This window comes from Pseudomonas sp. o96-267, assembly GCF_003935465.1.
Taxonomy (GTDB): domain Bacteria; phylum Pseudomonadota; class Gammaproteobacteria; order Pseudomonadales; family Pseudomonadaceae; genus Aquipseudomonas; species Aquipseudomonas sediminis.
Genome location: NZ_RHQP01000006.1, coordinates 25,780 through 46,905 on the forward strand (window position 1 = coordinate 25,780; position 21,126 = coordinate 46,905).

Here is a 21,126-nt window from a genome sequence, read left to right on the forward strand (position 1 = left end):
ACACATGGCCGAACCCTCGGCCGGTCAAAGTGACGCGCCGATTGGCGCCTATGCATGGAGTTATCTATGTCGGCAGTAGCCCACACCACCACCGCGGCGTCGGCACAGTCATTCGAGGTTCGCCCCTTCGATGCGCCCGTTGGCGCCGAGATCATCGGTCTGGATCTGACCCGGCCGCTCAGCGATGAAGACTTCGCTCGTGTCCATCGCGCTCACCTCGATCACACCTTGCTGGTGTTCCGTGACCAGCGCATCACGCCCGAGCAGCAGATCGCCTTCAGCCGCCGTTTCGGCCCGCTGCAGATCCACGTGCTCAAGCAGTTTCTGCTGGCCGATCACCCGGAGATTTTCATCATCTCCAACATCATCGAGAACGGTCAGCCGATCGGTCTGGGCGATGCCGGCAAGTTCTGGCATTCGGATCTGTCCTACAAGGAATTCCCCAGCCTGGGCTCCATGCTGTTGGCTCAGGAGCTGCCGGAGGAGGGTGGCGATACGCTGTTCGCCAGCCAGCAACTGGCTTATGAAACCCTGCCAGCCGAATTGCGCCAGGCCATCGAAGGCAAGCGCGCTGCGCATTCCTATACGGCCCGTTATGCCGATGAAGTATTCGCCGGCATCCGCCGTCCGACCCTGACCGAGGCGCAACTGGCCGAGGTCAAGTCGGTGGTGCATCCGGTGGTGCGCACCCACCCGGAAACCGGGCGCAAGGGCCTGTTCGTCAACGAGAACTTCACCACCCATATTCTCGACGTTTCCGAGGACGAGAGCCGGCAGATCCTCGCTGAGCTCTACGCGCACGGCGCCAAACCCGAGTTCATCTACCGCCACCAGTGGCAGCCACACGACATGGTGTTCTGGGACAACCGCGCGCTGATTCACCTGGCCACCGGTTGTCCGAGCCACCTGCGCCGGCGCATGCACCGCACGACCATCCAGGGCGACGTGCCGTTCTGATTGACCGCACCCCCTAATTCCCTTTTCGCTTGTATCCGAATGGAGTCACACCATGTCTCTAGGCAAACGCTTTCCCTTCATTCCGCGTTTTGGCCGGCTGGCCAGCGGTATCGTTCTTTCCCTGAGTCTGCTGGCAGGCTCGTTGGCGGCGCCTCAGGCGGCGCAGGCCGAGGGGCAGATTCGCATCGCCGAGCAGTTCGGCATCGTTTACCTGTTGCTCAATGTGGTGCGTGACCAGCAGTTGATCGAGAAGCACGGCAAGGCCGATGGCCTGGATATCAAGGTCGACTGGCAGCAGCTCTCTGGCGGCGCGGCGATCAACGATGCGCTGTTGTTCGGCGCCATCGATATCGCCGGTGCCGGCATTGGCCCGTTGCTCACCGTCTGGGATCGAACCCACGGCAAGCAGAACGTCAAGGGCGTGGCCTCGCTGGGCAACTTCCCGTACTACCTGCTGAGCAACAATCCGAAGGTCAAGACCATCGCCGATTTCACCGAGAAGGATCGCATCGCCGTGCCGGCGGTGGGCGTGTCGGTGCAGTCGCGTTTCCTCCAGTACGCCGCCGCCAAGCAGTGGGGCCACAAGGCGTTCGACCGCCTCGACAAGTACACCGTGGCGCTGCCGCACCCGGATGCCACTGCCTCGCTGCTATCCGGCGGCACCGAGCTGACCGGGCATTTCTCCAACCCGCCGTTCCAGAACCAGGCGCTGGAGAACCCCAACGTGCATGTGGTGCTCGACACCTACGAGCTGCTCGGCCCGAACTCGCCGACCGTGCTCTATGCCACCGAGAAATTCCGCAACGACAACCCCAAGACCTACAAGGCCTTCGTCGCTGCACTGGCCGAGGCTGCCGACTTCGCCCAGAACGACAAGGGCGCGGCCGCCGACACCTACATCCGCGTGACCGGCGCCAAGATCAGCCGTGAGGATCTATTGAAGATCATCGATAACGAGCAATTCCAGTTCAGCGTGACGCCGACCAACACCTACCCGTTGGCCGAATTCCTTCAGCGCGTCGGCGCGATCAAGAACAAGCCCACCTCCTGGCAGGACTACTTCTTCGAAGACGCCGCCATCGGCCAAGGAAGCTGAACCCCATGAATGCCCCTTTGCAAGGCCACACGGCCAGCAACCCACAGTCAACCGCCGCGACTTTCGACACCGTTCTGCAGGTGGACAAGGTCAGCCTCGAATACCGCACCCCACAACGCGTGGTGCGCGCCACCCACGAAGTCAGCTTCGAGGTGGATCGCTCCGATCGTTTCGTGCTGCTTGGCCCTTCGGGCTGCGGTAAGTCCACGCTGCTCAAGGCCGTCGCCGGTTTCATCGAGCCGATTGGCGGCAGCATCCGCCTCGATGGCGCCGAGGTGCGCGAGCCTGGCCCTGACCGCATCGTGGTGTTTCAGGAGTTCGACCAGTTGCCAGCGTGGAAGACGGTAAAGCAGAACGTCATGTTCCCGCTGTTGGCGTCGCGCACCCTGGGCCGTCGCGAGGCCGAAGAACGGGCGCTGCACTATCTGGAGAAGGTCGGCCTGGCTGCCTTCGCCGATGCCTACCCGCACACCCTGTCCGGCGGCATGAAGGCGCGCGTGGCGATTGCCCGTGCGCTGGCCATGCAGCCGAAGATCCTGCTGATGGACGAGCCGTTCGCCGCGCTCGACGCCCTGACCCGCCGCAAGATGCAGGAGGAGTTGCTGCAACTGTGGGAAGAGGTGCGCTTCACCTTGTTGTTCGTCACTCACTCTATCGAGGAGGCGCTGATAGTCGGCAACCGCATTCTGCTGCTGTCGCCACATCCGGGGCGGGTGCGAGCGGAGGTGGGCAGCCATCAGTTCGACCTGCACAGCCTGGGTGGTACAGCGTTCCAGCAGACCGCGCAACGCATCCATCACCTGTTGTTCGAGGAAGACAGCGAAGAGGGCGCACGCGCCGCTGCCGAGCTGGGCTTCCATGACATCCGCATTGCCTACTGAGGAGCGTGCACCATGAGTCTTTCCCCCGCACGCCGAGAAGATTACGAAATTGCTCTGCAGCCTCTGCCGGATCTCAAGCTGGAACGTGAGCTGCCGTTGCTGCAGCGTCTGTGGCAACAGGGCTGGCTGCGCAAGACGCTGATCCTGCTGGTGTTGGCGCTGATCTGGGAGCTGGCAGCACGTTATCAGGGTAATGACCTGCTGTTGCCCAGCTTCGTGCAGACGGCCAAGGCCTTCGTCGAGGGCATCGGCAGTGGCGAGCTGCTGGAGAAGGTGGCGATCTCGCTATCGGTGCTGATCAAGGGCTATCTGCTCGGCATCGGCCTGGCCTTCCTGCTCACCACCTTGGCGGTGTCGACCCAACTGGGCCGCGACCTGCTGTCGACGCTGACCTCGATGTTCAACCCGCTGCCGGCCATCGCGCTGCTGCCGCTGTCGCTGCTGTGGTTCGGCTTGGGCGAGAACAGCCTGATCTTCGTGCTGGTGCATTCGGTGCTCTGGGCGCTGGCGCTGAATACCTACGCCGGTTTTCTCGGCGTCTCCGAGACCCAGCGCATGGCCGGGCGCAACTATGGCCTCAGAGGGCTGCGTTTCGTGCTGTTCATCCTGATTCCGGCGGCGCTGCCGTCGATCCTCTCGGGTCTGAAGATCGGCTGGGCCTTCGCCTGGCGCACCTTGATCGCCGCCGAGCTGGTGTTCGGCGCCTCCAGCGGCAAGGGCGGTCTGGGTTGGTACATCTTCCAGAACCGCAACGAGCTGTACACCGACAAGGTCTTCGCCGGCCTGGCGGCGGTGATTCTGATCGGCCTGCTGGTGGAGAACCTGGTGTTCGCCACGGTCGAGCGGGTAACGGTCAAGCGCTGGGGGATGCAGCGTTGAGCCCACCAGCGGCGTACCCAATTGGTGGGCTGAAGCGGATCGCCGCCCGGCCCACCCTACAAGACCAACTCACTGATCACATAACGAGAACTACACCATGACCAACACCTTCAAATTCGGCCGTCTGGCCGCCGCCTTGGGCCTGCTCGGCGCATTGGCAACTCCGCTGGCTGCGCAGGCCGAAGGCACGATCAGCATCGCTCAGCAGTTCGGCATCGGTTACTTGGTGCTGCACGTGGTCAAGGACCAGCAACTGATCGAGAAGCACGCCAAGGCCCAGGGCCTGGACAAGATCGAAGTCGAATGGCGCACCATTTCCGGTGCCGCCGCGATGAACGAGGCGCTGCTGGCCGGTGCCATCGACGTGGTCTCGGCGGGTGTGCCGCCGATGCTTACCGTGTGGGATCGCACCCACGGGCGGCAGAACGTAAAAGCGGTGGCGGCGCTGGGCTCATTGCCGGGCTATGTGTTGAGCAACCGTGAAGACGTCAAGTCGCTGGACGATCTGTCCGAGAAGGATCGTCTTGCCGTGCCGGCAGCCGGTGTTGGCTTCCAATCGCGCACCCTGCAGCTCGAGGCCGCCAAGCGCTATGGCAAGGATGACTTCCAGCGCTTCGACAATATTTCCGTCAGTCTGCCGCATCCGGACGCCACTGCGGCGCTGATCAAGGGCGGTTCGGAAATCACCGCGCATTTCTCCAGCCCGCCGTTCCAGTACCAGGCGCTGGAGAACCCCAAGGTGCACAAGCTGATCAGCAGCTACGACATCCTCGGCGGCCAGGCCACGTTCAACGTGCTCTACGCCACCGAGAAATTCCACGACGAGAACCCCAAGACCTACAAGGCCTTCTATGACGCGCTGGTGGAAGCCGAGCAGATCATCAAGGCAGACAAGGCCGCAGCCGCCGAGACGTACATTCGCGTGGAGAACTCCAAGCTGCCGCTGGACTTCGTGAAGAAGATCATCGAGGACCCGGAAAACGACTTCACCATCTCGCCGCAGCGCACTTTCATCTATGCCGAGAAGCTGCATGAGCTGGGTGTGCTGAAGAACAAGGCGGCGTCCTGGAAGGATTATTTCTTCGAAGAGGCCTATGCCCATCCGGGTAGCTGATCACCCCAGTCGTGTGCAAACAAGGCTCCCATTTGGGAGCCTTGTCGTTTGCTGGCGCCCTACAGACGCGGCCGCAGCTTGAGTTCAGGCGTGGGTTTGGGGGCGTCGATCGCCGGGTGACTGTCCGGGTGCTGTTCGATCATCTGGGCGATCTCCCGCAGCTTGCCCAACATGGCCTGCGCCAGGCCGGCCTGGGTGCGATACAGGCCGGTGTCCGGGTCCTGCTCCAGGTCATGCAGGCCTTTGAAGGGGTAGCTGTAGCGCCTGGCATCGGCGCTGAAGAAGCGCTGGTAGTCCTGCTCGGTGCCGTGCAGTTCGCGGCAGGCTCTTTCCAGGCTCTGTAGTTGTTCGGCGACGCTGGCCAGTTGCAGGCGCAGGCGGATGATCTGGTGGTGCTCCCAGTTCATCGGCGATGCCTGGGCGCCGGGCTGCCAGTGCTGCGGGTCGCCGAAGCGCAGGACGAACTGCTGGCCGGCTTCACGTCCGTAACGGGTCAGCCGTTCGATGCGCTCGGTGGGCATGGTCAGGTTGAGGCCGCCTTCTTCGCGGGTCAGCTGGATCAGGCCGATACGGTCGCGAAAGCCGGGCATCAGCGATAGGGTTTCGTGGTTCCAGTCCTTGGCAACGTTGCTGAGCAGGGCGAGGAAGCCGCGCAGGGCTGGTAGGCCCTTCTGCGGGAAGCGGCGCCAGTAGGCCAGCCGCGCATCGCCATTGTTGCGCGGGAAGCGCACGCGTTGTTCGTCGGCGCCATCGGTTGGGCCCAGGTCGAGGCCGAAGGTGGGGCGCCTGGGCAGCGCGGCATCGAAGAAGTGGATAGGAAAGTTGGAGCTGATGCCGCCATCGGTGAACCAGCAGCGCTCCAGCTTCTTCGCGCTCTTGCGATAGTCCACGGCATGCAGCGGCACGGCGCTGAGCAGCAGGGGAAAACTCAGGCTCATGCGCACGGCGACGATCACCGGCAGGTCGTCAGGCAGCGGCAGGCGCAGGTAGCCGTCGTCACGGTCAGTGCCGGGGCGCTGGTGAGCGCGCATCCAGGCCACCACGCGCTGAGGGAATAGCCGTGAGAATTCCTCCTGGCGGAAGTGAAACTGGTTGTTCTCGCGCACCTTGTCATCGTCACGAAAGGGCAGGCGGAACGGTCGCGCCATGCTCAGGCAGGTGGTCATCACCTGCAGGTCGATGCCATGGCGGCGCAGATCGCCGAAGGTCAGGGGGCGTTCGCATTCGATAGCGTCGGCCTGGCCGGCGCAGTAGTGGTGTTGGCCGCTGAGATGGTCGAAGTACTGGGCCAGCCAGGTGGTCAGGGCTTCATCCGGGGCGTCGTCATCGGCCGTTGGCATGCCGCTGCACAGGCCGAAACCGCTCGCCGGCAATTCGCGCAATGCCACCATGGCCATGCGTCCGAGCACGGCCGCGACGCCACCCAGTGCGGCGAACAGCAGCACCCAGAGCCAGACCAGGGCGCTGGCGCTATTGATGGCGCTCCACCACAGCGGCCCGCCTGCCAGCATCGCGCCGACCAGGGCGGCGAGCTTGTGGCGCAGGAGCATGACTTTCAATGGCGCGAACAACCGCGCCCAGGGGCTTTTTCCCTTGGCTTCGAGAATGGCGATGAAGGTATCGAACAGGGGGCGTACTGCCGAGGCCGGCTTGAACAGCGCCAGCAGCTTGGTGCCATGGCCATTGGCGGCGGGCACGCAGAGGTGTTGGGGCAGTCGTTCGATTGTCGCGAAGCCGGCCGGGTCGTCTCTCAACTCACCCTGCTGATAGCGTTGGCGGCCCAGCTCGGCCGCAGCTGCTGCCGCTGCAGCGATGGCGCCGGCACTAGTGCCGCCGATGCTGCGCAGACGAAACGCCTTGGCGATCTCGGTGATGGCCAGCGGGTAGACGATGCCACTGGTGATGCCGCCTTTCATGATCAGGTCGCATTCCCGGGCAAACGCCGCCTGGCGCGAATCGCTCATCTGCTGCTCCTTGTGCTCATGCCGAACGCTGGCGCGGGCATGATAACGCGGCTCGTGCGGCTATATGCCAGTATTGCGAGCAAGTACGGTAGCGGGGTGTGTCGTGGCGGCCCAGGCGTGACAGGGCCGCGTGGCTTGACGAATAATCTCCGTTTCGCTGTACCCAACCACCCGAGACCTTCATGAGCGCTAAGCTACCGTCCCTCGTTCTGTCCATTCAGTCGCACGTGGCCTGGGGCCATGTCGGCAATGCTGCTGCGGTTTTCCCCTTGCAGCGGCTGGGCTTCGAGGTGCTGCCGATCCACACCGTGCAGTTCTCCAATCACACCGGCTATGGCCAGTTTCGCGGCCAGGTGTTCGGCGCCGAGCATGTGCGCGAGGTACTGCTCGGGCTGCGTGAACGCGGTGTGCTGCCGCGGCTGTCGGCGGTGCTTTCCGGTTATCTGGGCGATGCTGATACCGGGCGGGTGATTCTCGAGGCAGTAGGGGAGATTCGCCAACACAACTCGGCGGTTCGCTACCTGTGCGACCCGGTGATGGGCGACGTCGGGCGCGGCGTGTTCGTCAATCCGGCGATTCCCGATTTCCTGCGTGACCAGGCGATTCCCTTCGCCAATATCATCACGCCCAACCAGTTCGAGTTCGAGCTGCTCACCGGCTCGAAACCGGCCAATCTAAAGGAGGCGGTGAAGGTCGCCCGGCAGTTGCGTGGTCGTGGCCCGGATGTGGTGATCGTCACTAGCCTGGCCACGCCGGATATTCCTGACAGCGAGCTGGGTACGCTGGCGGTGAACGGAGAGGGTGCCTGGCTGGTGACCACCCCACGCCTGGCGCTGCACCCATTGCCCAATGGCATGGGTGATGTGTTCTCGGCCACGCTGCTGGGCCGGCTGTTGGCCGGACAGGCGCTGCCGCAGGCACTGGAGCTGGCTACCGCGACGCTCTATGCGCTGGTCGAGCAGACTGCCGAGGGCGCGCGTGACCTGCCGTTGGTGGCGGCGCAGGAGCAGATCGTGGCGCCGGGTAAGCGCTTTGGAGCCAGCCAGCTTTTCATGGGCTAACAGTCCTCAAATATAGGCGAGGCAGGCAGCCTGCAAACGATTGAAGTATGGTTGGAGCTATTAGCTTCAACGCTTAAGCCCGGCCCCGGCCAGCCAGTTACCGGACAGTAAGGAGCCCGCTTGCTCAAGCGCCTTTGCGTAACGCTCGATGTCGTGACGTTGGGGGGCTAGGGCGATGCTTGGGGTGGCTAGTTCGTTGGCTTGGCCCAGCACGGAAGGCCTGCCGGTAGCAAAGCGAGGGCGAAGTCAGCAGGGAGCTGCCTTCCGGCAGGTCGAACGCCGGCACCTGCCAGTATTTTCATTTTTTATTTGAAACTCCTAGCGGCATTGCCTGCTTTTTTCATGCACAGGCATGCTGCAGACTGGTGTCCATTTTGCGTCATCCATCGATCAGGAGTGTGTTCATGAGCCCCGTTTCTTTCGCGCGTCAGCGTTACACCACCAAGGCTTATGATGCGAGCCGCCAGGTGGATCAGGCGATCATCGATGAGCTGCTGGAGTTGTTGCGTCTGTCGCCGTCTTCGGTCAATTCGCAGCCCTGGCACTTCGTCGTGGCGAGTACAGCCGAGGGCAAGGCACGCCTGGCCAAGGGCGCTCAGGGCGGCTTCGCCTACAACCAGCCTAAGATCCTCAATGCCTCGCATGTGATCCTGATCTGCGCCCGCCGCGACCTCGACGATGCCTATCTGGCTGATGTGCTGCAGCAGGAAGCTGACGATGGCCGCTTCCGCGATGACGCGGCACGCACCACTCAGCACAACACCCGCAGCAGCTACGTCGAACTGCACCGCGGCCTGGGCGATATCCCGCACTGGGCGGAGAAACAGGCTTATCTGGCGCTCGGCACCTTGCTCCTGGGCGCTGCTGCCAAAGGTGTGGATGCCACGCCGATGGAGGGCATCGACCGCGAGGCGCTGGATGAGGAACTGGGGCTGGCCGCTCAGGGGCTGAGCAGTATGGTCGCAGTGGCGCTGGGATATCACAGCGACAGCGATTTCAATGCCGCACTGCCGAAGTCGCGTCTGCCAGCCGAGCGCGTCTTTACTCACCTCTGAACCTCATGCCGCGCCCCTCGTCTGCAGGGGAGCAACCTCTGCTCATTCCGGCAGCTTGGCGATCACCTTGATCTCGAAGTCGAAGCCGGACAGCCAGGTGACACCGATAGCGGTCACCGTCGGGTAGGGTGCTTCGCCCCAATAATCGGCAGCCACTTCCCAGATGGTTTCGAATTCGGCGTGCGGGTTGACCATGAAAATGGTGGTGTCGACCACGTCTTCGAAGCTGCTGCCAGCCTCCGCGAGGATCGCATTGAGGTTGGCGAAGGCCAGGCGCACCTGTTCCTTCAGATCAGGCTCTGGCGAGCCGTCCTTGCGGCTGCCGACCTGGCCGGATACGAACAGAAAACCGTTGGAACGAATCGCTGGCGAGTAGCGATGAAGTTCGTACAGGTCATGGCGGTCGGCCGGGAAAACCACATCACGTTTGTTACTCATGGTTGACTCCATTGGGGCCACTGCGGCCCGTTGTGAACGATGAAGCCACTTTAAAAACTCCACCGGGCTGGATAAACGAGCAACTCTGGTCATGACTGTTTGTAGAATCCAAACAATCAATGGCTGAGAGAGACGTGAGATGGATCGTTTCGATGCGATGCAGGCCTTCGCCCGGGTGGTGGAAACCGGCAGTTTCACCAAGGCGGCTGCCACCCTGCACATGAGCAAGACCAGCGTGACCCAGCTCGTGCAGCAACTGGAGGCGCGGCTGCGCGTGCGCCTGCTCAACCGCACCACGCGCAAGGTCAACGTCACCGCTGACGGGGCTGCTTACTACGAGCGTGTGGTGCGTCTGCTGGCTGATGTCGACGACGCCGAGACCAGTTTGTCCAGTGCGGCGCTGGCGCCACGGGGTCGTTTGCGAGTGGATGTGTCCAGCCCCTTCGCGCGCATGCTACTGATCCCGGCCTTGCCGGGGTTCTATGCGCGTTATCCGGAAATCCAGCTGACTCTGGGCGTGAGCGACCGAATCATCGACATCATCGGCGAGAACGTCGACTGCGTGGTGCGCGGCGGCGAGATCACCGATCAGTCGCTGATCGCGCGGCATGTCGGCGATCTGCAGCTCGGTATCTACGCCACGCCGGGCTACCTGCAACGCGCCGGCACGCCGACACATCCGCGTGAGCTGGAGGCGGCTGGTCATCATACGGTGGGGTTTCTCTGGTCGCGCACTGGCAAGGCCTTGCCCTATGCCATGTGGCGCGGCGAGGAGCGAATCGAAGCGCAGGGCCGCCCGCTGTTGATCGTAGACGATGGTAATGCCTACCTGGCCGCAGGGTTGGCAGGTTTGGGGATGATCTGGTTACCGCACTACATGGCCAAACCACACCTGGCCAGCGGCGAGCTGGTGCGCCTGTTCGAGGACTGGCAGATGAAACCGATGCCGATGTCCCTGGCCTTCCCGCCGAACCGCCACGTCAGCGCCAAGCTGCGAGTGTTCATCGATTGGGTGGTGGAGTTGATGGCTGAGCATACACCGGTGTTGATGCACCTTTGATCCAGTGTTTCGAGAATTGAGTTGACTGCCGAGAATGATCGTTCTACTTTATTGAGAACGATCATTCTCTTTGGTTTGAACCATGCTCGAAGACGCCTCAATCCAGCAACGCTTGCTGCAAGCCACCGAAAGCCTGGTCTATGCCGGCGGTATCAACGCCACCGGGATGGACGCCATCGTCAAGGCATCCGGGGTGGCGCGTAAAAGCATCTATAGCCTCTATCCGAACAAGGAAACGCTGGTTGCCGCTGCGCTGCGTGCGCGTGATGAGCGCTGGATGCAGTGGTTCATCGCGGGTACTTCCGCTGGCTCGCCAAGCGAGCGCTTGTTGGCTGTGTTTCCGCTGCTGCGCAGCTGGTTTTCGGCAGCGGATTTCCATGGCTGCGCCTTTATCAATGCGGCAGGGGAGGTCGGTGATCCCGACAGCGAGATCCGCGCCGTGGCGCTGCTGCATAAACAACGTCTGCTGGCCTATCTGAACGAGCTGACCGCGGCCTGCGGCTTTGCCGAAGCCGAGGAAATGGCCTGGCAGTTTCTTCTGCTGATCGATGGCGCTACCGCCGTCGCCATGGTTACCGGCCAGGCGGATGCTGCCGACAGCGCCGGCCGTACTGCGCAATTGCTTCTGCAATCCCTGTCGCCCAGCGATGGGCCCAACCCCCCGCAAGCCTGAGGTGCCGTCATGTCGTCAAATACTGAAGTTCGTCCGCCGTTACCGCCGTTCACTCGCGAGAGCGCCATCGAGAAGGTCCGCCTGGCCGAGGACGGCTGGAACAGCCGTGATGCGGCCAAGGTCGCGCTGGCCTACAGCCTCGATACGCGCTGGCGCAACCGCGCCGAGTTCGCCAATAGCCGCGATCAGGCGCGGGCGTTCCTCGAGCGTAAGTGGGCCAAGGAACTGGAGTACCGTCTGATCAAGGAGCTCTGGGCATTCACCGACAATCGCATCGCCGTGCGCTATGCCTACGAATGGCGCGATGACTCGGGCAACTGGTTTCGCTCCTACGGCAACGAGAACTGGGAGTTCGGTGCCGACGGGCTGATGATCAACCGCTATGCCTGCATCAACGACTTGCCGATCCTGGCGTCCGAGCGCAAGTTCCGCTGGCCTCAGGGACGTCGCCCTGACGATCATCCAGGCCTCTCCGAACTGGGGCTCTGATCGGGCTATGTGGGCACGGGAGTTGCTGCTTTAATGCGCCAATAAACCTGTGCCCCGAGGCCCTCTGGATGAATCGCAACGACCTGCGCCGCGTCGACCTGAATCTGCTGGTGATCTTCGAAACCCTGATGTTCGAAAAGAACCTGACCCGGGCGGCCGAGAAGCTGTTTCTCGGCCAGCCGGCAGTCAGTGCGGCGCTGGCCCGTTTGCGTGACCTGTTCGACGACCCGTTGCTAGTACGCAATGGTCGTGGCTTCGAGCCAACGGCGCGGGCACTGGCGATTCTCAAGGAGTTGCAGCCGGCGATGGACACCATCTCGGGCGCGGTCAGCCGTGCCCGTGAGTTCAACCCGGCGACCAACCGCGACACCTTCCGCATCGGCCTGTCCGATGACGCCGAGTTCGGCCTGTTCCCGGCTTTGCTCAACCAGATCCGTGAAGAGGCACCGGAGGTGGTGATCGTGGTGCGGAGGGTCAACTTCCTGCTGATGTCGTCGATGCTGGCCTCGGGGGAAATCTCCGTTGGCGTCAGCTACACCACCGAACTGCCGGCCAACGCCAAGCGGCGCAAGTTGCGCGAAATGAAGGTCAAGGTGCTGCGTGGCGATGACCGCCCGGGCTCACTGACGCTGGATGAGTACTGCTCGCGGCCGCATGCGCTGGTGTCGTTCTCGGGCGATCTGTGCGGCAACATCGACAACGACCTGGCGCGCCTGGATCGCTCACGCCGCGTAGTACTGGCTGTGCCGCAGTTCAGTGGCTTGCGCTCGATCATCGCGGGTACGGAAATGCTCGCGACCGTACCTGATTTCGCTGCTGCGGCGCTGATCGACGGGACCAGTCTGCGCGCTGATGACCCGCCCTTCGAACTGGTCAACTCGGATCTGTCCATGGTCTGGAGCGGGGTGACCGACAACGACCCGGCCGAGCGCTGGCTCAGGAGCAAGATCGTCGAATTCATGGGCGAGCCAGGCGCCTGAGCACGACTCAGTCGCGGTAGAACACCTGGATCAGGTGATAGCCGAACTGGGTCTTCACCGGGCCGTGCACTTCACGCAGCGGCTTCTTGAAGATCACCTGATCGACCGCCCGCACCATCTGCCCGGGACGCACTTCACCAAGATCGCCGCCTTTCTTGCCGGAGGGGCAGGTTGAATGCTTGCGCGCCAGCACATCGAAGGCCTCGCCGGCAGCGATGCGCTTTTTCAGCGCGGCGGCTTCCGCTTCGGTCTTGACCAGGATGTGGCGGGCCATTGCCTTTGCCATTGATGGGTTCCTCAAATCTGTCAGGGCGCTATTGTGCCAGCATTCATTGCGCCAGCAGAATGGCGTCAATTTTGTGGGCTATGCCTCATCCGCAATGCGGGCGAATCATGGCCTATGGTATTTCAATCGTGCCCACGGAAAACGCCGCCATGGATCTCCACGCAATGCTGAAAATCCTGTCCAGTCAGGATGGCTCCGATCTGTATCTGTCCACCGGTGCGCCGCCTTGCGCCAAGTTCAACGGCGTGCTCAAGGCGCTGAGCCAGGAGCCAATGAAGGCGGGCGATGTGGCGGCCATTGCCGATTCGATCATGGATAGCGCGCAGCGCGAGGAGTTCGAGCGAGAACTGGAGATGAACCTGGCGATTTCCCTGGCAGGCGTCGGGCGATTTCGCATCAACATCTTCAAGCAACGCAACGAGGTGTCCATCGTCGCGCGCAACATCAAGCTGGATATTCCTCGCTTCGAAGACCTGAAACTGCCCGAAGTGCTGCTCAGTACCGTAATGGAAAAGCGCGGCCTGGTGCTGTTCGTTGGCGGTACCGGCTCAGGCAAGTCGACCTCCCTGGCGGCGTTGATCGACTACCGCAACCGCAACAGCGGCGGCCACATCATCACCATCGAAGACCCGGTGGAGTACGTGCACAGGCACAAGAAGTCGATCATCAATCAGCGTGAGGTGGGTGTGGACACCCGCAGCTTCCATGCGGCATTGAAGAACACCCTGCGTCAGGCACCGGACGTGATTCTGATCGGTGAGATCCGCGACCGCGAAACCATGGAGCATGCCCTGGCCTTTGCCGACACCGGGCACCTGGCGATCTCCACGTTGCACGCCAACAACGCCAACCAGGCGCTGGACCGCATTATCAACTTCTTCCCGGAAGACCGCCGCCCGCAGCTGCTCAACGACCTGGGTAACAACCTCAAGGCATTCGTTTCCCAGCGCCTGGTCAAGACCGTCGATGGCAAGCGCCGCGCAGCGGTGGAGGTGATGCTGGGCACGCCGACGGTGCGCGACCTGATCAAGCGCAACGAATTCTCCGAGCTCAAGGAAATCATGGAGAAATCCAAGAACCTCGGCATGCAGACCTTCGATCAGGCGCTGATCGACCTGGTGCACGAAGGCGCAATCGATGAGGAGGAGGCGGTGAAGAATGCCGACTCGGCGAACAACGTTCGTTTGAAGCTCAAACTGCATCGAGACAACCCTGCCAATGCCAGGCCTGCGCCTGCTGCCGCTGCGTCGGTGGCGGCGCCCGTTGCGCCAGCCAAAGTCACCCCACCAGGCGATTGGGGGTTGGAATTGACGCTCGAGGATATCGAAGAGGAGCAGCCGCCAGAGGACCCGGGGCGGCAGGGGATCTAGGCACTATGGGTCGGGCTGCAGAGGGAGATAGGCCTGGCGCAAGAGAATGCTGACGCCTTCATGCTCCAGTTGGTTGATGGCGATGCGCAACTGCTCGACCAGTTGCGCATCGCAGTCCCTCGAGCAGGCCAGATACAGACCGGTGCTGGCCAGGCTTGGGCTTTGGCGCAGATTCTGCTCGCGATAAGCCGAGGCTTCCCAGATATACAGCGCCTCCGGTATCCCGGTGAACCAGGCGTCGATACGTCCAAGGCTGAGCAGATGGGCCGGGTTTTCACCCAGCTTTAGTTGCACGATTTGCTCGTTGCTGAAGCCCTCGCGTTGCAGGATGCCCACCTGCGCCGTTCCCATTCCAACACCGATGCGGCGGTAGCGCTGACGCGCCTGAGCGAAGCTGGTGACGGGCTCATCGAGGCTGAAGAAGGCGCGCTCCAACTCCATGATCGGGGCAATCCAGGTATAGATACTCTGGCGTTCGGGTGTGCGCGACAGCGGGATGATCAACATGTCCTTGCCCTTGGCGACCCGTATTTGAGCGCGTGGCCAGGGCTCGGCGACGATATGGGTGAGCTTGCCGATTCTGGCCAGTGCAGTCAGCACCACATCTCCCACCATGCCATGGCCACCCACGTAGTGATGCAGGGTTAGCGGCGGCGCGTCCGGCATGTACAGCTTGATAGGCTCGTTGGCTGATGTTGTTCCGACGATCAGCAAGGCCGCGAGCAGGCGCAAGGGTTTGGGCACGACGAACATCCTGTTGTCACTGTGGCAGAAGTATAGAGGGCATTTCTGACTGGGCATTCCGGCCCGCCCTGTGTCTCAGTTACTCATGCCGAATACTGCGATTTCTTCCCTGTGCTTTCGCGGTGTAGAGAGCTTTGTCGGCTGCCGCCAGCAGGTTCTCAAGATAATGTTCACATGGTTTGAGGCTGGCGATGCCGATGCTTACCGTGACCGACTCGTTGGCAACCTCAACCGCCTTGATCTGATCATGCACGCGCCCGGCGATGTCGCTGGCTTCATCGAGATCGGCGTTGGGCAGCCATATTGCGAACTCTTCGCCGCCGTAGCGCACCACGCTGTCGCCACTGCGCACGCTGACCAGAAGATGTTGCGCCATGTCCACCAGGACTCGATCTCCCTCGGCGTGGCCGAAGCGATCGTTGATCTGTTTGAAGTGGTCGATATCGATCAACAGGAGGCTGCCCCAGGTAAGCTCGCTGACGCTGCCGATCCACTGCTCGACGTGCACAGACAGTGCTCTGCGATTGCTCAGCGCGGTGAGTGGGTCGGTATGACTCAGTTGTGCAAGCTGCTCGGCTTCGCTCTGAATTTCAACCGCGTAGTTGGCCAACTGGGCATAGGCGCTCTGCAGCGCCAGGTTGGCCCTGGCCAATTGTGCCGCGCTTTCCTGCGCCTGTTCACGAGCCTTGAGCAGCTCTGCTTCGAAACGTTGGCGATCCTTGGCTACGAAGAACAGCCAGATGACCTCCGGCGCGCCATCGACTTCGCTGATGCGCGCGTTGGTCATGACGGGTATCGACTGGCCGTTTTCTGATCGCAGTTGCAGGTAAAGCTCACTGAACTCGCCGTTGCGCAGCAGCAGGGGCCAGGCGTGGGTTTGCAGGAAGATGCGACTGGGCGGCGGAAAGAACTGGTCCATGCCTTCGGCCGCGCCCGCACCTGCCAGGCGCTTGAAATCGCAATTGGAGTGCTTGACTCGGCCGTTGCAGTCAGTGACCAGTACCGGGCCGGGTAGGCGGTCAAGATAGAACACGTGTGCGTGCTCCCTGCAGGTAGCGATGCATGGCGGCGCTCACCAGCTCTGGATGGCTCATGTGCGCGCAATGGCCACTGATGTCCAGCGTTTCCAGGGTGCTGTCTGCAAGTGCGTTTTGCAGATAGTCGGCCACTGATGTGGGAACCAGTGCGTCATGCTGGTGATGCAGGATCAGGCAGGGCGACGGGCACGACTGTAGCGCCGGACGAATATCTGAGAAGAAGGTGGCGTGAGCGAAAGCATGGGCCATTACTGGGTCGGTCGAGCAGAAGCTGTCGGAGAGCTGCCGGGTGACTGCGGGAGTCTCGTCGGCTGATACCAGTGGTGCGAATTGCTGGGCCCAGCCCAGATAGTTATGAGCCATCAGATCCAGCAGCCCCTCCAGGTCACTGCGTTCGAACCCGCCCCGATAATCGGGCGGATCGTTGAGAAAACAGGGAGAAGGGCCGAGAAGAATCAGCCGGGAGAACAGCGTGGGGCGCCTGATGGCAGCAAGAATGCCGACGCTGCAACTGATCGAGTGGCCAACGAAGGTCAGATCGCCCGAGAGTTCCAGCGCGTCGCAAACTTCCAGAAGGTCGTCCACGTAACCCTCAAGCTGGGCATAGCGGGCAGGGTGGAAGGCGTTGGCATCGGAGCGGCCGCTGCCGACATAGTCAAACAGTACCTGGTGCCAGTGCTGGCGGAAGGCTGGCGTGACCTTGCTCCACATCTCCTGATTGCAACCGAAGCCGTGGCCGTAGATGAGCGTCGGGGCATCGGCTGTTTCCGTTTTCAAGCGTTGAACGTTGTTGCGCTGGATGATGTTCATGCCGCCACCTTGCCATTTGCCGAGGCGGCCTTGGCCACGACTCAGCTGCTGTGAAGACGAAAAAATGGCGCCAGTATAGTGATTTTTTCTGACTGGTGGCTTATCGCTACAGCTCGTTTCGCAGCTCTGCCAGGCTGCGATACATCTCTAGCGTTTGTTTGGATTTTCAAGGATATCGGTGTTCTTCACCGGTTGGCCGAGGGCGATCTTCGCCGGCCTGTTTGGCCGCGTGGTGTTGGCGCATGTCACCCGGCCAATCTCCTCGCAACGGTGGACGAAAAAAGCATCATCCACTTTACGGCGCTTATCGGCTCAGGCGTGCCCGCGCTACCCGCGAGCCGTTGGCCTTGCCCAGCACCTCGCAGATGCGCTGGCCGGCAGCGATCAGCTTGTTCATATCCACGCCGGTTTCGATGCCCAGGCCCTGCAGCAGGTAGAGCACGTCTTCGCTGGCGACGTTGCCGGTGGCGCCCTTGGCATAGGGGCAGCCGCCTAAACCTGCGACCGAGCTGTCGAACACGCTGATGCCTTCGAGCAGGCTGGCGTAGATGTTGGGCAGGGCCTGGCCATAGGTGTCGTGGAAATGCCCGGCGAGCTTGTCGCGCGGGATGTCGCGACCGACCACCTCAAGCATCGAACGCGTCTTGCCGGCGGTGCCGGTGCCGATGGTGTCGCCCAGCGACACTTCATAGCAGCCCATTGCGTACAGTTCGCTGGCGACGCGGGCGACCTGTTCCGGCGCGATATCGCCATCGTAGGGGCAGCCCAGTACGCAGGAAACGTAGCCGCGTACACGCACGTTCGCGGCCTTGGCCGCCTCCATCAGCGGTACGAAGCGCTGCAGGCTTTCGGCGATGGAGCAGTTGATGTTCTTCTGCGAGAAGGCCTCGCTGGCGGCGGCGAACACGGCCACTTCCTCGACCTTGGCTTCCAGTGCAGCCTCGAAGCCTTTCAGATTGGGCGTCAGGGCGGCGTAGGTAACGCCCGGTTTACGCTGGATGCCGGCGAACACTTCGGCGGAGCCAGCCATTTGCGGAACCCATTTGGGCGAGACGAAGCTGCCCACTTCCACATAGCTCAGGCCGGCGGCGGTGAGGTCGTCGACCAGACGTACCTTGTCGGCGACGCTGATCGGTTGCTTCTCGTTCTGCAGGCCGTCGCGCGGGCCGACTTCCACCAGGCGTACAGATTTGGGCAGGTTCATCGGGTTTCCTCATGTTTGTCGCGATTGGCCGTAGGGTGCGCTGTGCGCACCGCTTGCGGCAGGACTGAGCTAAAACTATGGGCTGAAGTGGATCGCCCCTACGGCTCCAGCTCCACCAGCACCGCACCTTCGCTGACCATTTCTCCTTCGCGGCAATACAACGCCTTGACCGTGCCGGCTTCTGGCGCGCGGATGCTGTGCTCCATTTTCATCGCTTCCAGCACCACCAGTGCAGTGCCGGCCTCGACCGCCTGGCCGGGCTCGACCAGTACGCGGACAATGCTACCGTTCATCGGTGCACTGAGGCCGCCTTGCTGGGCATGGCTGGCGTCGGCAGCGGCAATTGGGTCGAAGCGGGTGATCGCGTGCAGCTCGCCTTGCCATTGCAGGTAGAGGGTTTCGCCTTTACGAATGGCGCGCAGACGCTGGCGCGTGCCGTCGATGTCGGCCAGCAGCTCTTCGCCTTGCAAGCACGCCCGGTTGCTTGCGCGCACCTTGCGGCTCTCGCCCTGGCAACTCAGGTGTAATTCGATTTCCGCTGCACCGCCGGCACGCCAACCACTGCGGGCGGCCCAGGGTGAATGGCTGTCGTCCGCTCGCTGTACAGGGCTTTCGCTCTGTACCCAGGCGTCGGCCGCCAGTTGCCAGAAGATCTCCGGCAATTCAGCGGGTGTCGGTAGCAACAATTGCTGATGGCGCGGGATAAAACCGGTGTCCAGTTCAGCGGCAGCGAACGCCGGGTGGGCGAGGATACGGCGCAGAAACGCCAGGTTGGTCTTCACGCCGCCGACCAGAGTGTCGTCGAGCATGGCGAGCAGGCGCAGGCGCGCCTGTTCGCGGTTCTCGCCCCAGGCGATCAGCTTGCCCAGCATCGGGTCGTAGAAGGGCGAAACGCTGTCGCCCTCGGCCACGCCACTGTCGATACGCCGGCCGTCGCTATTGGCGGCCTCGCGGTAAAGCGCCAGAGTGCCGGTGGCCGGGAGAAAATCGTGATCCGGGTCTTCGGCGTACAGCCGCACTTCGATGGCATGGCCGTTCAGCGGTACTTGCTGCTGGCTGATCGGCAGCGGCTCGCCACGGGCGACGCGAATCTGCCAGGCGACCAGATCGAGCCCGGTGATGGCTTCGGTGACCGGGTGCTCGACCTGCAGGCGGGTGTTCATCTCCATGAAGAAGAAGTCGCCGCGCTCATCCAGCAGAAATTCCACGGTGCCGGCACCGACATAGCCGATGGCCTGCGCCGCCTTGACAGCCGCTTCGCCCATGGCGCGGCGCAGCTCGGGGCTCAGGCCCGGTGCCGGTGCTTCTTCGACCACCTTCTGATGGCGACGCTGGATCGAGCAATCGCGTTCGTTGAGGTACAGGCAGTTGCCGTGCTGGTCGGCGAATACCTGGATCTCCACGTGACGCGGCTTGAGTACATATTTTTCCACCAGCATGCGCGAGTCGCCGAAGGCGGATTGCGCTTCGCGCTGCGCCGATTCCAGCGTTTCCGCGAGCTGCGCCTCCGATTCGGCGACCTTCATGCCCTTGCCACCGCCGCCAGCGGCAGCCTTGAGCAGCACCGGGTAGCCGATGCGCGCGGCGGCCTCGCGGAAGGTGTCGAGATCCTGCGCTTCGCCGTGGTAACCGGGCACCAGCGGCACGCCAGCAGCTTCCATCAGCGACTTGGCAGCCGACTTGCTGCCCATGGCGTCGATGGCCGAGGCGGGCGGACCGAGGAAGATCAATCCGGCCTGCTCGATGGCGCGGGCGAAACCGGCGTTTTCCGAGAGAAAACCGTAGCCGGGATGGATGGCCTGCGCGCCGCTGGCCTTGGCGGCGGCTATGATCTTGTCGATCAGCAGGTAGCTTTCGCCAGGCTTGGCGCCGCCGAGGTTCACAGCGATGTCGGCTTCACGCACATGCCGTGCATTGGCATCGATGGCGCTGTGCACGGCCACGGTACGAATGCCCATGGCCTTGGCCGTGCGCATCACGCGGCAGGCGATCTCGCCACGGTTGGCGACCAGCAGGGTGTCGATCATGGTCATTGCTCCTGCCAGGACGGTTGGCGTTTTTCCAAGAATGCGCGCAGGCCTTCCTGACCCTCGGCGCTGACGCGCAGGCGGGCGATGGCGTTCTCGGTGTAGCGGCGCAGGGCGGGGGTCAGCTCGCCGCTGCCGACTTCGCGCAGCAGATCCTTGCTGGCGCGCATGGCTTGCGGGCTGTTGTGCAGCAGATTGGCCACCCAGGCCTCGACCTGAGCATCCAGCTCAGCGACCGGGAAGCACTCGGCAAGCAGGCCCAGTTCGCGGGCACGTTTGCCGTCGAAGCGTTCGGCGGTGAGTGCGTAGCGCTTGGCCGCGCGTTCGCCAATGGCCTGCACGACAAAGGGGCTGATCACTGCTGGCGCCAGACCGATGCGCACCTCGGACAGCGAGAACAGCGCGTCCTCGGCGCCGATGGCCATGTCGCAGCAACTGGCCAGGCCCACCGCACCGCCGAAGGCCGCGCCCTGGATAACGGCCAGGGTTGGGATCTTCAGGCCGTGCAGGTTGTACATCAGCTCGGCCAGTTCGCGGGCGTCGTTCAGGTTGGCGTTGTAATCCAGAGTGGCGGCGTGCTGCATCCAGGCCAGGTCGGCGCCGGCGGAGAAGTGCTTGCCACGGCCACGTAGCAGGAGGAAACGCAGGCTCTTGTCTTCACCGACAGCGTCGAGGGCGAGGATCAGCTCGCGGATCATCTCGGCGTTGAAGGCGTTGTTCTTCTCCGCGCGGTTCAGCCACAAGGTGGCGAAGCCGCGTGGATCTTTCTCAAGCTGTACGGTGGTGAAGTCGGTCATGGTGTCAGGCTCGAAATATGCGCTGGCTCTGGTGGGGGGGGGGGGGGGGGGGGGGGGGGGGGTGTGGGGGGGGGGGGGGGGGGGGGGGGGGGCGGCGCGGGGGGGGGGGGGGGGCGCCCCCCCCCCCGAGGGGGGGGGGGGGGGGGGGGGGGGGGGGCCGCGCGCGGGGGGGGGGCGCCGCGGCACGCGCGGCGGGCGGGGTCG

Annotated in this window: 21 protein-coding genes; 12 read left to right on the forward strand and 9 right to left on the reverse strand. The window is 62.9% G+C overall.

The window, feature by feature from the left end; genetic code table 11:
• Nucleotides 1-66 precede the first annotated feature (66 nt).
• The 5 genes from EGJ86_RS05385 (at nt 67) to EGJ86_RS05405 (ending at nt 4,927) form a co-directional block, all read left to right on the forward strand.
• Nucleotides 67-957, forward strand: coding sequence for a TauD/TfdA family dioxygenase (locus EGJ86_RS05385; protein WP_125834322.1), 891 nt, complete (start codon nt 67-69; stop codon nt 955-957).
• A 52-nt stretch (nt 958-1,009) separates the two neighbouring features.
• Nucleotides 1,010-2,053 carry an ABC transporter substrate-binding protein gene (locus EGJ86_RS05390; protein ID WP_125834323.1) on the forward strand — a complete coding sequence of 348 codons (1,044 nt, stop codon included), beginning with the start codon at nt 1,010-1,012 and terminating at the stop codon, nt 2,051-2,053.
• A 5-nt stretch (nt 2,054-2,058) separates the two neighbouring features.
• Nucleotides 2,059-2,934, forward strand: coding sequence for an ABC transporter ATP-binding protein (locus EGJ86_RS05395; RefSeq protein WP_125834324.1), 876 nt, complete (start codon nt 2,059-2,061; stop codon nt 2,932-2,934).
• A gap of 12 nt (nt 2,935-2,946) precedes the next feature.
• Nucleotides 2,947-3,813 carry an ABC transporter permease gene (locus tag EGJ86_RS05400; RefSeq protein WP_074941051.1) on the forward strand — a complete coding sequence of 289 codons (867 nt, stop codon included), beginning with the start codon at nt 2,947-2,949 and terminating at the stop codon, nt 3,811-3,813.
• Nucleotides 3,814-3,910: 97 nt separating this feature from the next.
• Complete coding sequence (locus EGJ86_RS05405) at nt 3,911-4,927, forward strand: ABC transporter substrate-binding protein (RefSeq protein WP_125834325.1); 1,017 nt, start codon at nt 3,911-3,913, stop codon at nt 4,925-4,927.
• 59 nt (nt 4,928-4,986) lie between these two features.
• On the opposite strand, the gene EGJ86_RS05410 is transcribed toward EGJ86_RS05405, so the two are convergent.
• On the reverse strand, nt 4,987-6,891 hold the full coding sequence (locus EGJ86_RS05410) for a patatin-like phospholipase family protein (protein ID WP_125834326.1): 1,905 nt from the start codon (nt 6,889-6,891) through the stop codon (nt 4,987-4,989).
• A gap of 182 nt (nt 6,892-7,073) precedes the next feature.
• Between EGJ86_RS05410 and pdxY the strand changes: the two genes are divergently transcribed.
• Together pdxY and nfsB are read left to right on the forward strand one after the other, a co-directional pair.
• On the forward strand, nt 7,074-7,952 hold the full coding sequence (pdxY, locus tag EGJ86_RS05415; protein ID WP_125834327.1) for a pyridoxal kinase PdxY: 879 nt from the start codon (nt 7,074-7,076) through the stop codon (nt 7,950-7,952).
• 404 nt (nt 7,953-8,356) lie between these two features.
• Nucleotides 8,357-9,007 carry an oxygen-insensitive NAD(P)H nitroreductase gene (gene nfsB / locus EGJ86_RS05420; RefSeq protein WP_125834328.1) on the forward strand — a complete coding sequence of 217 codons (651 nt, stop codon included), beginning with the start codon at nt 8,357-8,359 and terminating at the stop codon, nt 9,005-9,007.
• Between the two features lie 42 nt (nt 9,008-9,049).
• Here the strand turns inward: nfsB and EGJ86_RS05425 are convergent, their stop codons facing one another.
• Nucleotides 9,050-9,445: a RidA family protein gene (locus EGJ86_RS05425; protein WP_125834329.1), complete on the reverse strand. Its 396-nt coding sequence runs from the start codon at nt 9,443-9,445 to the stop codon at nt 9,050-9,052.
• A gap of 139 nt (nt 9,446-9,584) precedes the next feature.
• Between EGJ86_RS05425 and EGJ86_RS05430 the strand changes: the two genes are divergently transcribed.
• The 4 genes from EGJ86_RS05430 (at nt 9,585) to EGJ86_RS05445 (ending at nt 12,647) form a co-directional block, all read left to right on the forward strand.
• Nucleotides 9,585-10,505, forward strand: coding sequence for a LysR family transcriptional regulator (locus tag EGJ86_RS05430; protein ID WP_125834330.1), 921 nt, complete (start codon nt 9,585-9,587; stop codon nt 10,503-10,505).
• An 82-nt stretch (nt 10,506-10,587) separates the two neighbouring features.
• Nucleotides 10,588-11,178 carry a TetR/AcrR family transcriptional regulator gene (locus EGJ86_RS05435; protein ID WP_125834331.1) on the forward strand — a complete coding sequence of 197 codons (591 nt, stop codon included), beginning with the start codon at nt 10,588-10,590 and terminating at the stop codon, nt 11,176-11,178.
• Between the two features lie 9 nt (nt 11,179-11,187).
• Nucleotides 11,188-11,667, forward strand: a complete 480-nt coding sequence (locus EGJ86_RS05440) for a nuclear transport factor 2 family protein (protein ID WP_125834332.1) — start codon at nt 11,188-11,190, stop codon at nt 11,665-11,667.
• 68 nt (nt 11,668-11,735) lie between these two features.
• On the forward strand, nt 11,736-12,647 hold the full coding sequence (locus EGJ86_RS05445) for a LysR family transcriptional regulator (RefSeq protein ID WP_125834333.1): 912 nt from the start codon (nt 11,736-11,738) through the stop codon (nt 12,645-12,647).
• A gap of 7 nt (nt 12,648-12,654) precedes the next feature.
• Here the strand turns inward: EGJ86_RS05445 and EGJ86_RS05450 are convergent, their stop codons facing one another.
• On the reverse strand, nt 12,655-12,933 hold the full coding sequence (locus EGJ86_RS05450; protein ID WP_013715799.1) for a peptidylprolyl isomerase: 279 nt from the start codon (nt 12,931-12,933) through the stop codon (nt 12,655-12,657).
• A gap of 149 nt (nt 12,934-13,082) precedes the next feature.
• Between EGJ86_RS05450 and EGJ86_RS05455 the strand changes: the two genes are divergently transcribed.
• Nucleotides 13,083-14,303, forward strand: coding sequence for a PilT/PilU family type 4a pilus ATPase (locus EGJ86_RS05455; protein ID WP_177432777.1), 1,221 nt, complete (start codon nt 13,083-13,085; stop codon nt 14,301-14,303).
• A 3-nt stretch (nt 14,304-14,306) separates the two neighbouring features.
• On the opposite strand, the gene EGJ86_RS05460 is transcribed toward EGJ86_RS05455, so the two are convergent.
• From EGJ86_RS05460 to EGJ86_RS05485, 6 genes are all read right to left on the reverse strand, one after another.
• Nucleotides 14,307-15,056 (reverse strand): ABC transporter substrate-binding protein, encoded by a 750-nt coding sequence (locus EGJ86_RS05460; RefSeq protein ID WP_125834334.1) that lies wholly within the window; start codon nt 15,054-15,056, stop codon nt 14,307-14,309.
• Nucleotides 15,057-15,126: 70 nt separating this feature from the next.
• Nucleotides 15,127-16,080, reverse strand: coding sequence for a GGDEF domain-containing protein (locus EGJ86_RS05465; protein WP_099524484.1), 954 nt, complete (start codon nt 16,078-16,080; stop codon nt 15,127-15,129).
• On the reverse strand, nt 16,067-16,894 hold the full coding sequence (locus EGJ86_RS05470) for an alpha/beta fold hydrolase (protein ID WP_125834335.1): 828 nt from the start codon (nt 16,892-16,894) through the stop codon (nt 16,067-16,069). The genes EGJ86_RS05465 and EGJ86_RS05470 overlap by 14 nt, the downstream gene beginning before the upstream one ends.
• Nucleotides 16,895-17,198: 304 nt before the next feature.
• On the reverse strand, nt 17,199-18,098 hold the full coding sequence (locus tag EGJ86_RS05475) for a hydroxymethylglutaryl-CoA lyase (RefSeq protein ID WP_125834336.1): 900 nt from the start codon (nt 18,096-18,098) through the stop codon (nt 17,199-17,201).
• 98 nt (nt 18,099-18,196) lie between these two features.
• Nucleotides 18,197-20,125, reverse strand: coding sequence for an acetyl/propionyl/methylcrotonyl-CoA carboxylase subunit alpha (locus EGJ86_RS05480; protein ID WP_125834337.1), 1,929 nt, complete (start codon nt 20,123-20,125; stop codon nt 18,197-18,199).
• Nucleotides 20,126-20,127: 2 nt separating this feature from the next.
• Entirely contained in the window at nt 20,128-20,922 is a 795-nt protein-coding gene (locus EGJ86_RS05485) for a gamma-carboxygeranoyl-CoA hydratase (protein WP_099524477.1), read from the reverse strand.
• Nucleotides 20,923-21,126 lie beyond the last annotated feature (204 nt).

Bases quoted from the DNA above. Each gene is read 5' to 3' on its own strand.
- EGJ86_RS05390 (WP_125834323.1), top strand. From the start codon at position 1,010: ATGTCTCTAGGCAAACGCTTTCCCTTCATTCCGCGTTTTGGCCGGCTG.
- EGJ86_RS05435 (WP_125834331.1), top strand. From the start codon at position 10,588: ATGCTCGAAGACGCCTCAATCCAGCAACGCTTGCTGCAAGCCACCGAA.
- pdxY (WP_125834327.1), top strand. From the start codon at position 7,074: ATGAGCGCTAAGCTACCGTCCCTCGTTCTGTCCATTCAGTCGCACGTG.
- EGJ86_RS05445 (WP_125834333.1), top strand. From the start codon at position 11,736: ATGAATCGCAACGACCTGCGCCGCGTCGACCTGAATCTGCTGGTGATC.
- EGJ86_RS05410 (WP_125834326.1), bottom strand. From the start codon at position 6,891: ATGAGCGATTCGCGCCAGGCGGCGTTTGCCCGGGAATGCGACCTGATC.
- EGJ86_RS05460 (WP_125834334.1), bottom strand. From the start codon at position 15,056: ATGTTCGTCGTGCCCAAACCCTTGCGCCTGCTCGCGGCCTTGCTGATC.
- EGJ86_RS05430 (WP_125834330.1), top strand. From the start codon at position 9,585: ATGGATCGTTTCGATGCGATGCAGGCCTTCGCCCGGGTGGTGGAAACC.
- EGJ86_RS05425 (WP_125834329.1), bottom strand. From the start codon at position 9,445: ATGAGTAACAAACGTGATGTGGTTTTCCCGGCCGACCGCCATGACCTG.
- EGJ86_RS05395 (WP_125834324.1), top strand. From the start codon at position 2,059: ATGAATGCCCCTTTGCAAGGCCACACGGCCAGCAACCCACAGTCAACC.
- EGJ86_RS05400 (WP_074941051.1), top strand. From the start codon at position 2,947: ATGAGTCTTTCCCCCGCACGCCGAGAAGATTACGAAATTGCTCTGCAG.
- EGJ86_RS05455 (WP_177432777.1), top strand. From the start codon at position 13,083: ATGGATCTCCACGCAATGCTGAAAATCCTGTCCAGTCAGGATGGCTCC.
- EGJ86_RS05385 (WP_125834322.1), top strand. From the start codon at position 67: ATGTCGGCAGTAGCCCACACCACCACCGCGGCGTCGGCACAGTCATTC.
- EGJ86_RS05480 (WP_125834337.1), bottom strand. From the start codon at position 20,125: ATGATCGACACCCTGCTGGTCGCCAACCGTGGCGAGATCGCCTGCCGC.
- nfsB (WP_125834328.1), top strand. From the start codon at position 8,357: ATGAGCCCCGTTTCTTTCGCGCGTCAGCGTTACACCACCAAGGCTTAT.
- EGJ86_RS05485 (WP_099524477.1), bottom strand. From the start codon at position 20,922: ATGACCGACTTCACCACCGTACAGCTTGAGAAAGATCCACGCGGCTTC.
- EGJ86_RS05450 (WP_013715799.1), bottom strand. From the start codon at position 12,933: ATGGCAAAGGCAATGGCCCGCCACATCCTGGTCAAGACCGAAGCGGAA.
- EGJ86_RS05475 (WP_125834336.1), bottom strand. From the start codon at position 18,098: ATGAACCTGCCCAAATCTGTACGCCTGGTGGAAGTCGGCCCGCGCGAC.
- EGJ86_RS05470 (WP_125834335.1), bottom strand. From the start codon at position 16,894: ATGAACATCATCCAGCGCAACAACGTTCAACGCTTGAAAACGGAAACA.
- EGJ86_RS05405 (WP_125834325.1), top strand. From the start codon at position 3,911: ATGACCAACACCTTCAAATTCGGCCGTCTGGCCGCCGCCTTGGGCCTG.
- EGJ86_RS05440 (WP_125834332.1), top strand. From the start codon at position 11,188: ATGTCGTCAAATACTGAAGTTCGTCCGCCGTTACCGCCGTTCACTCGC.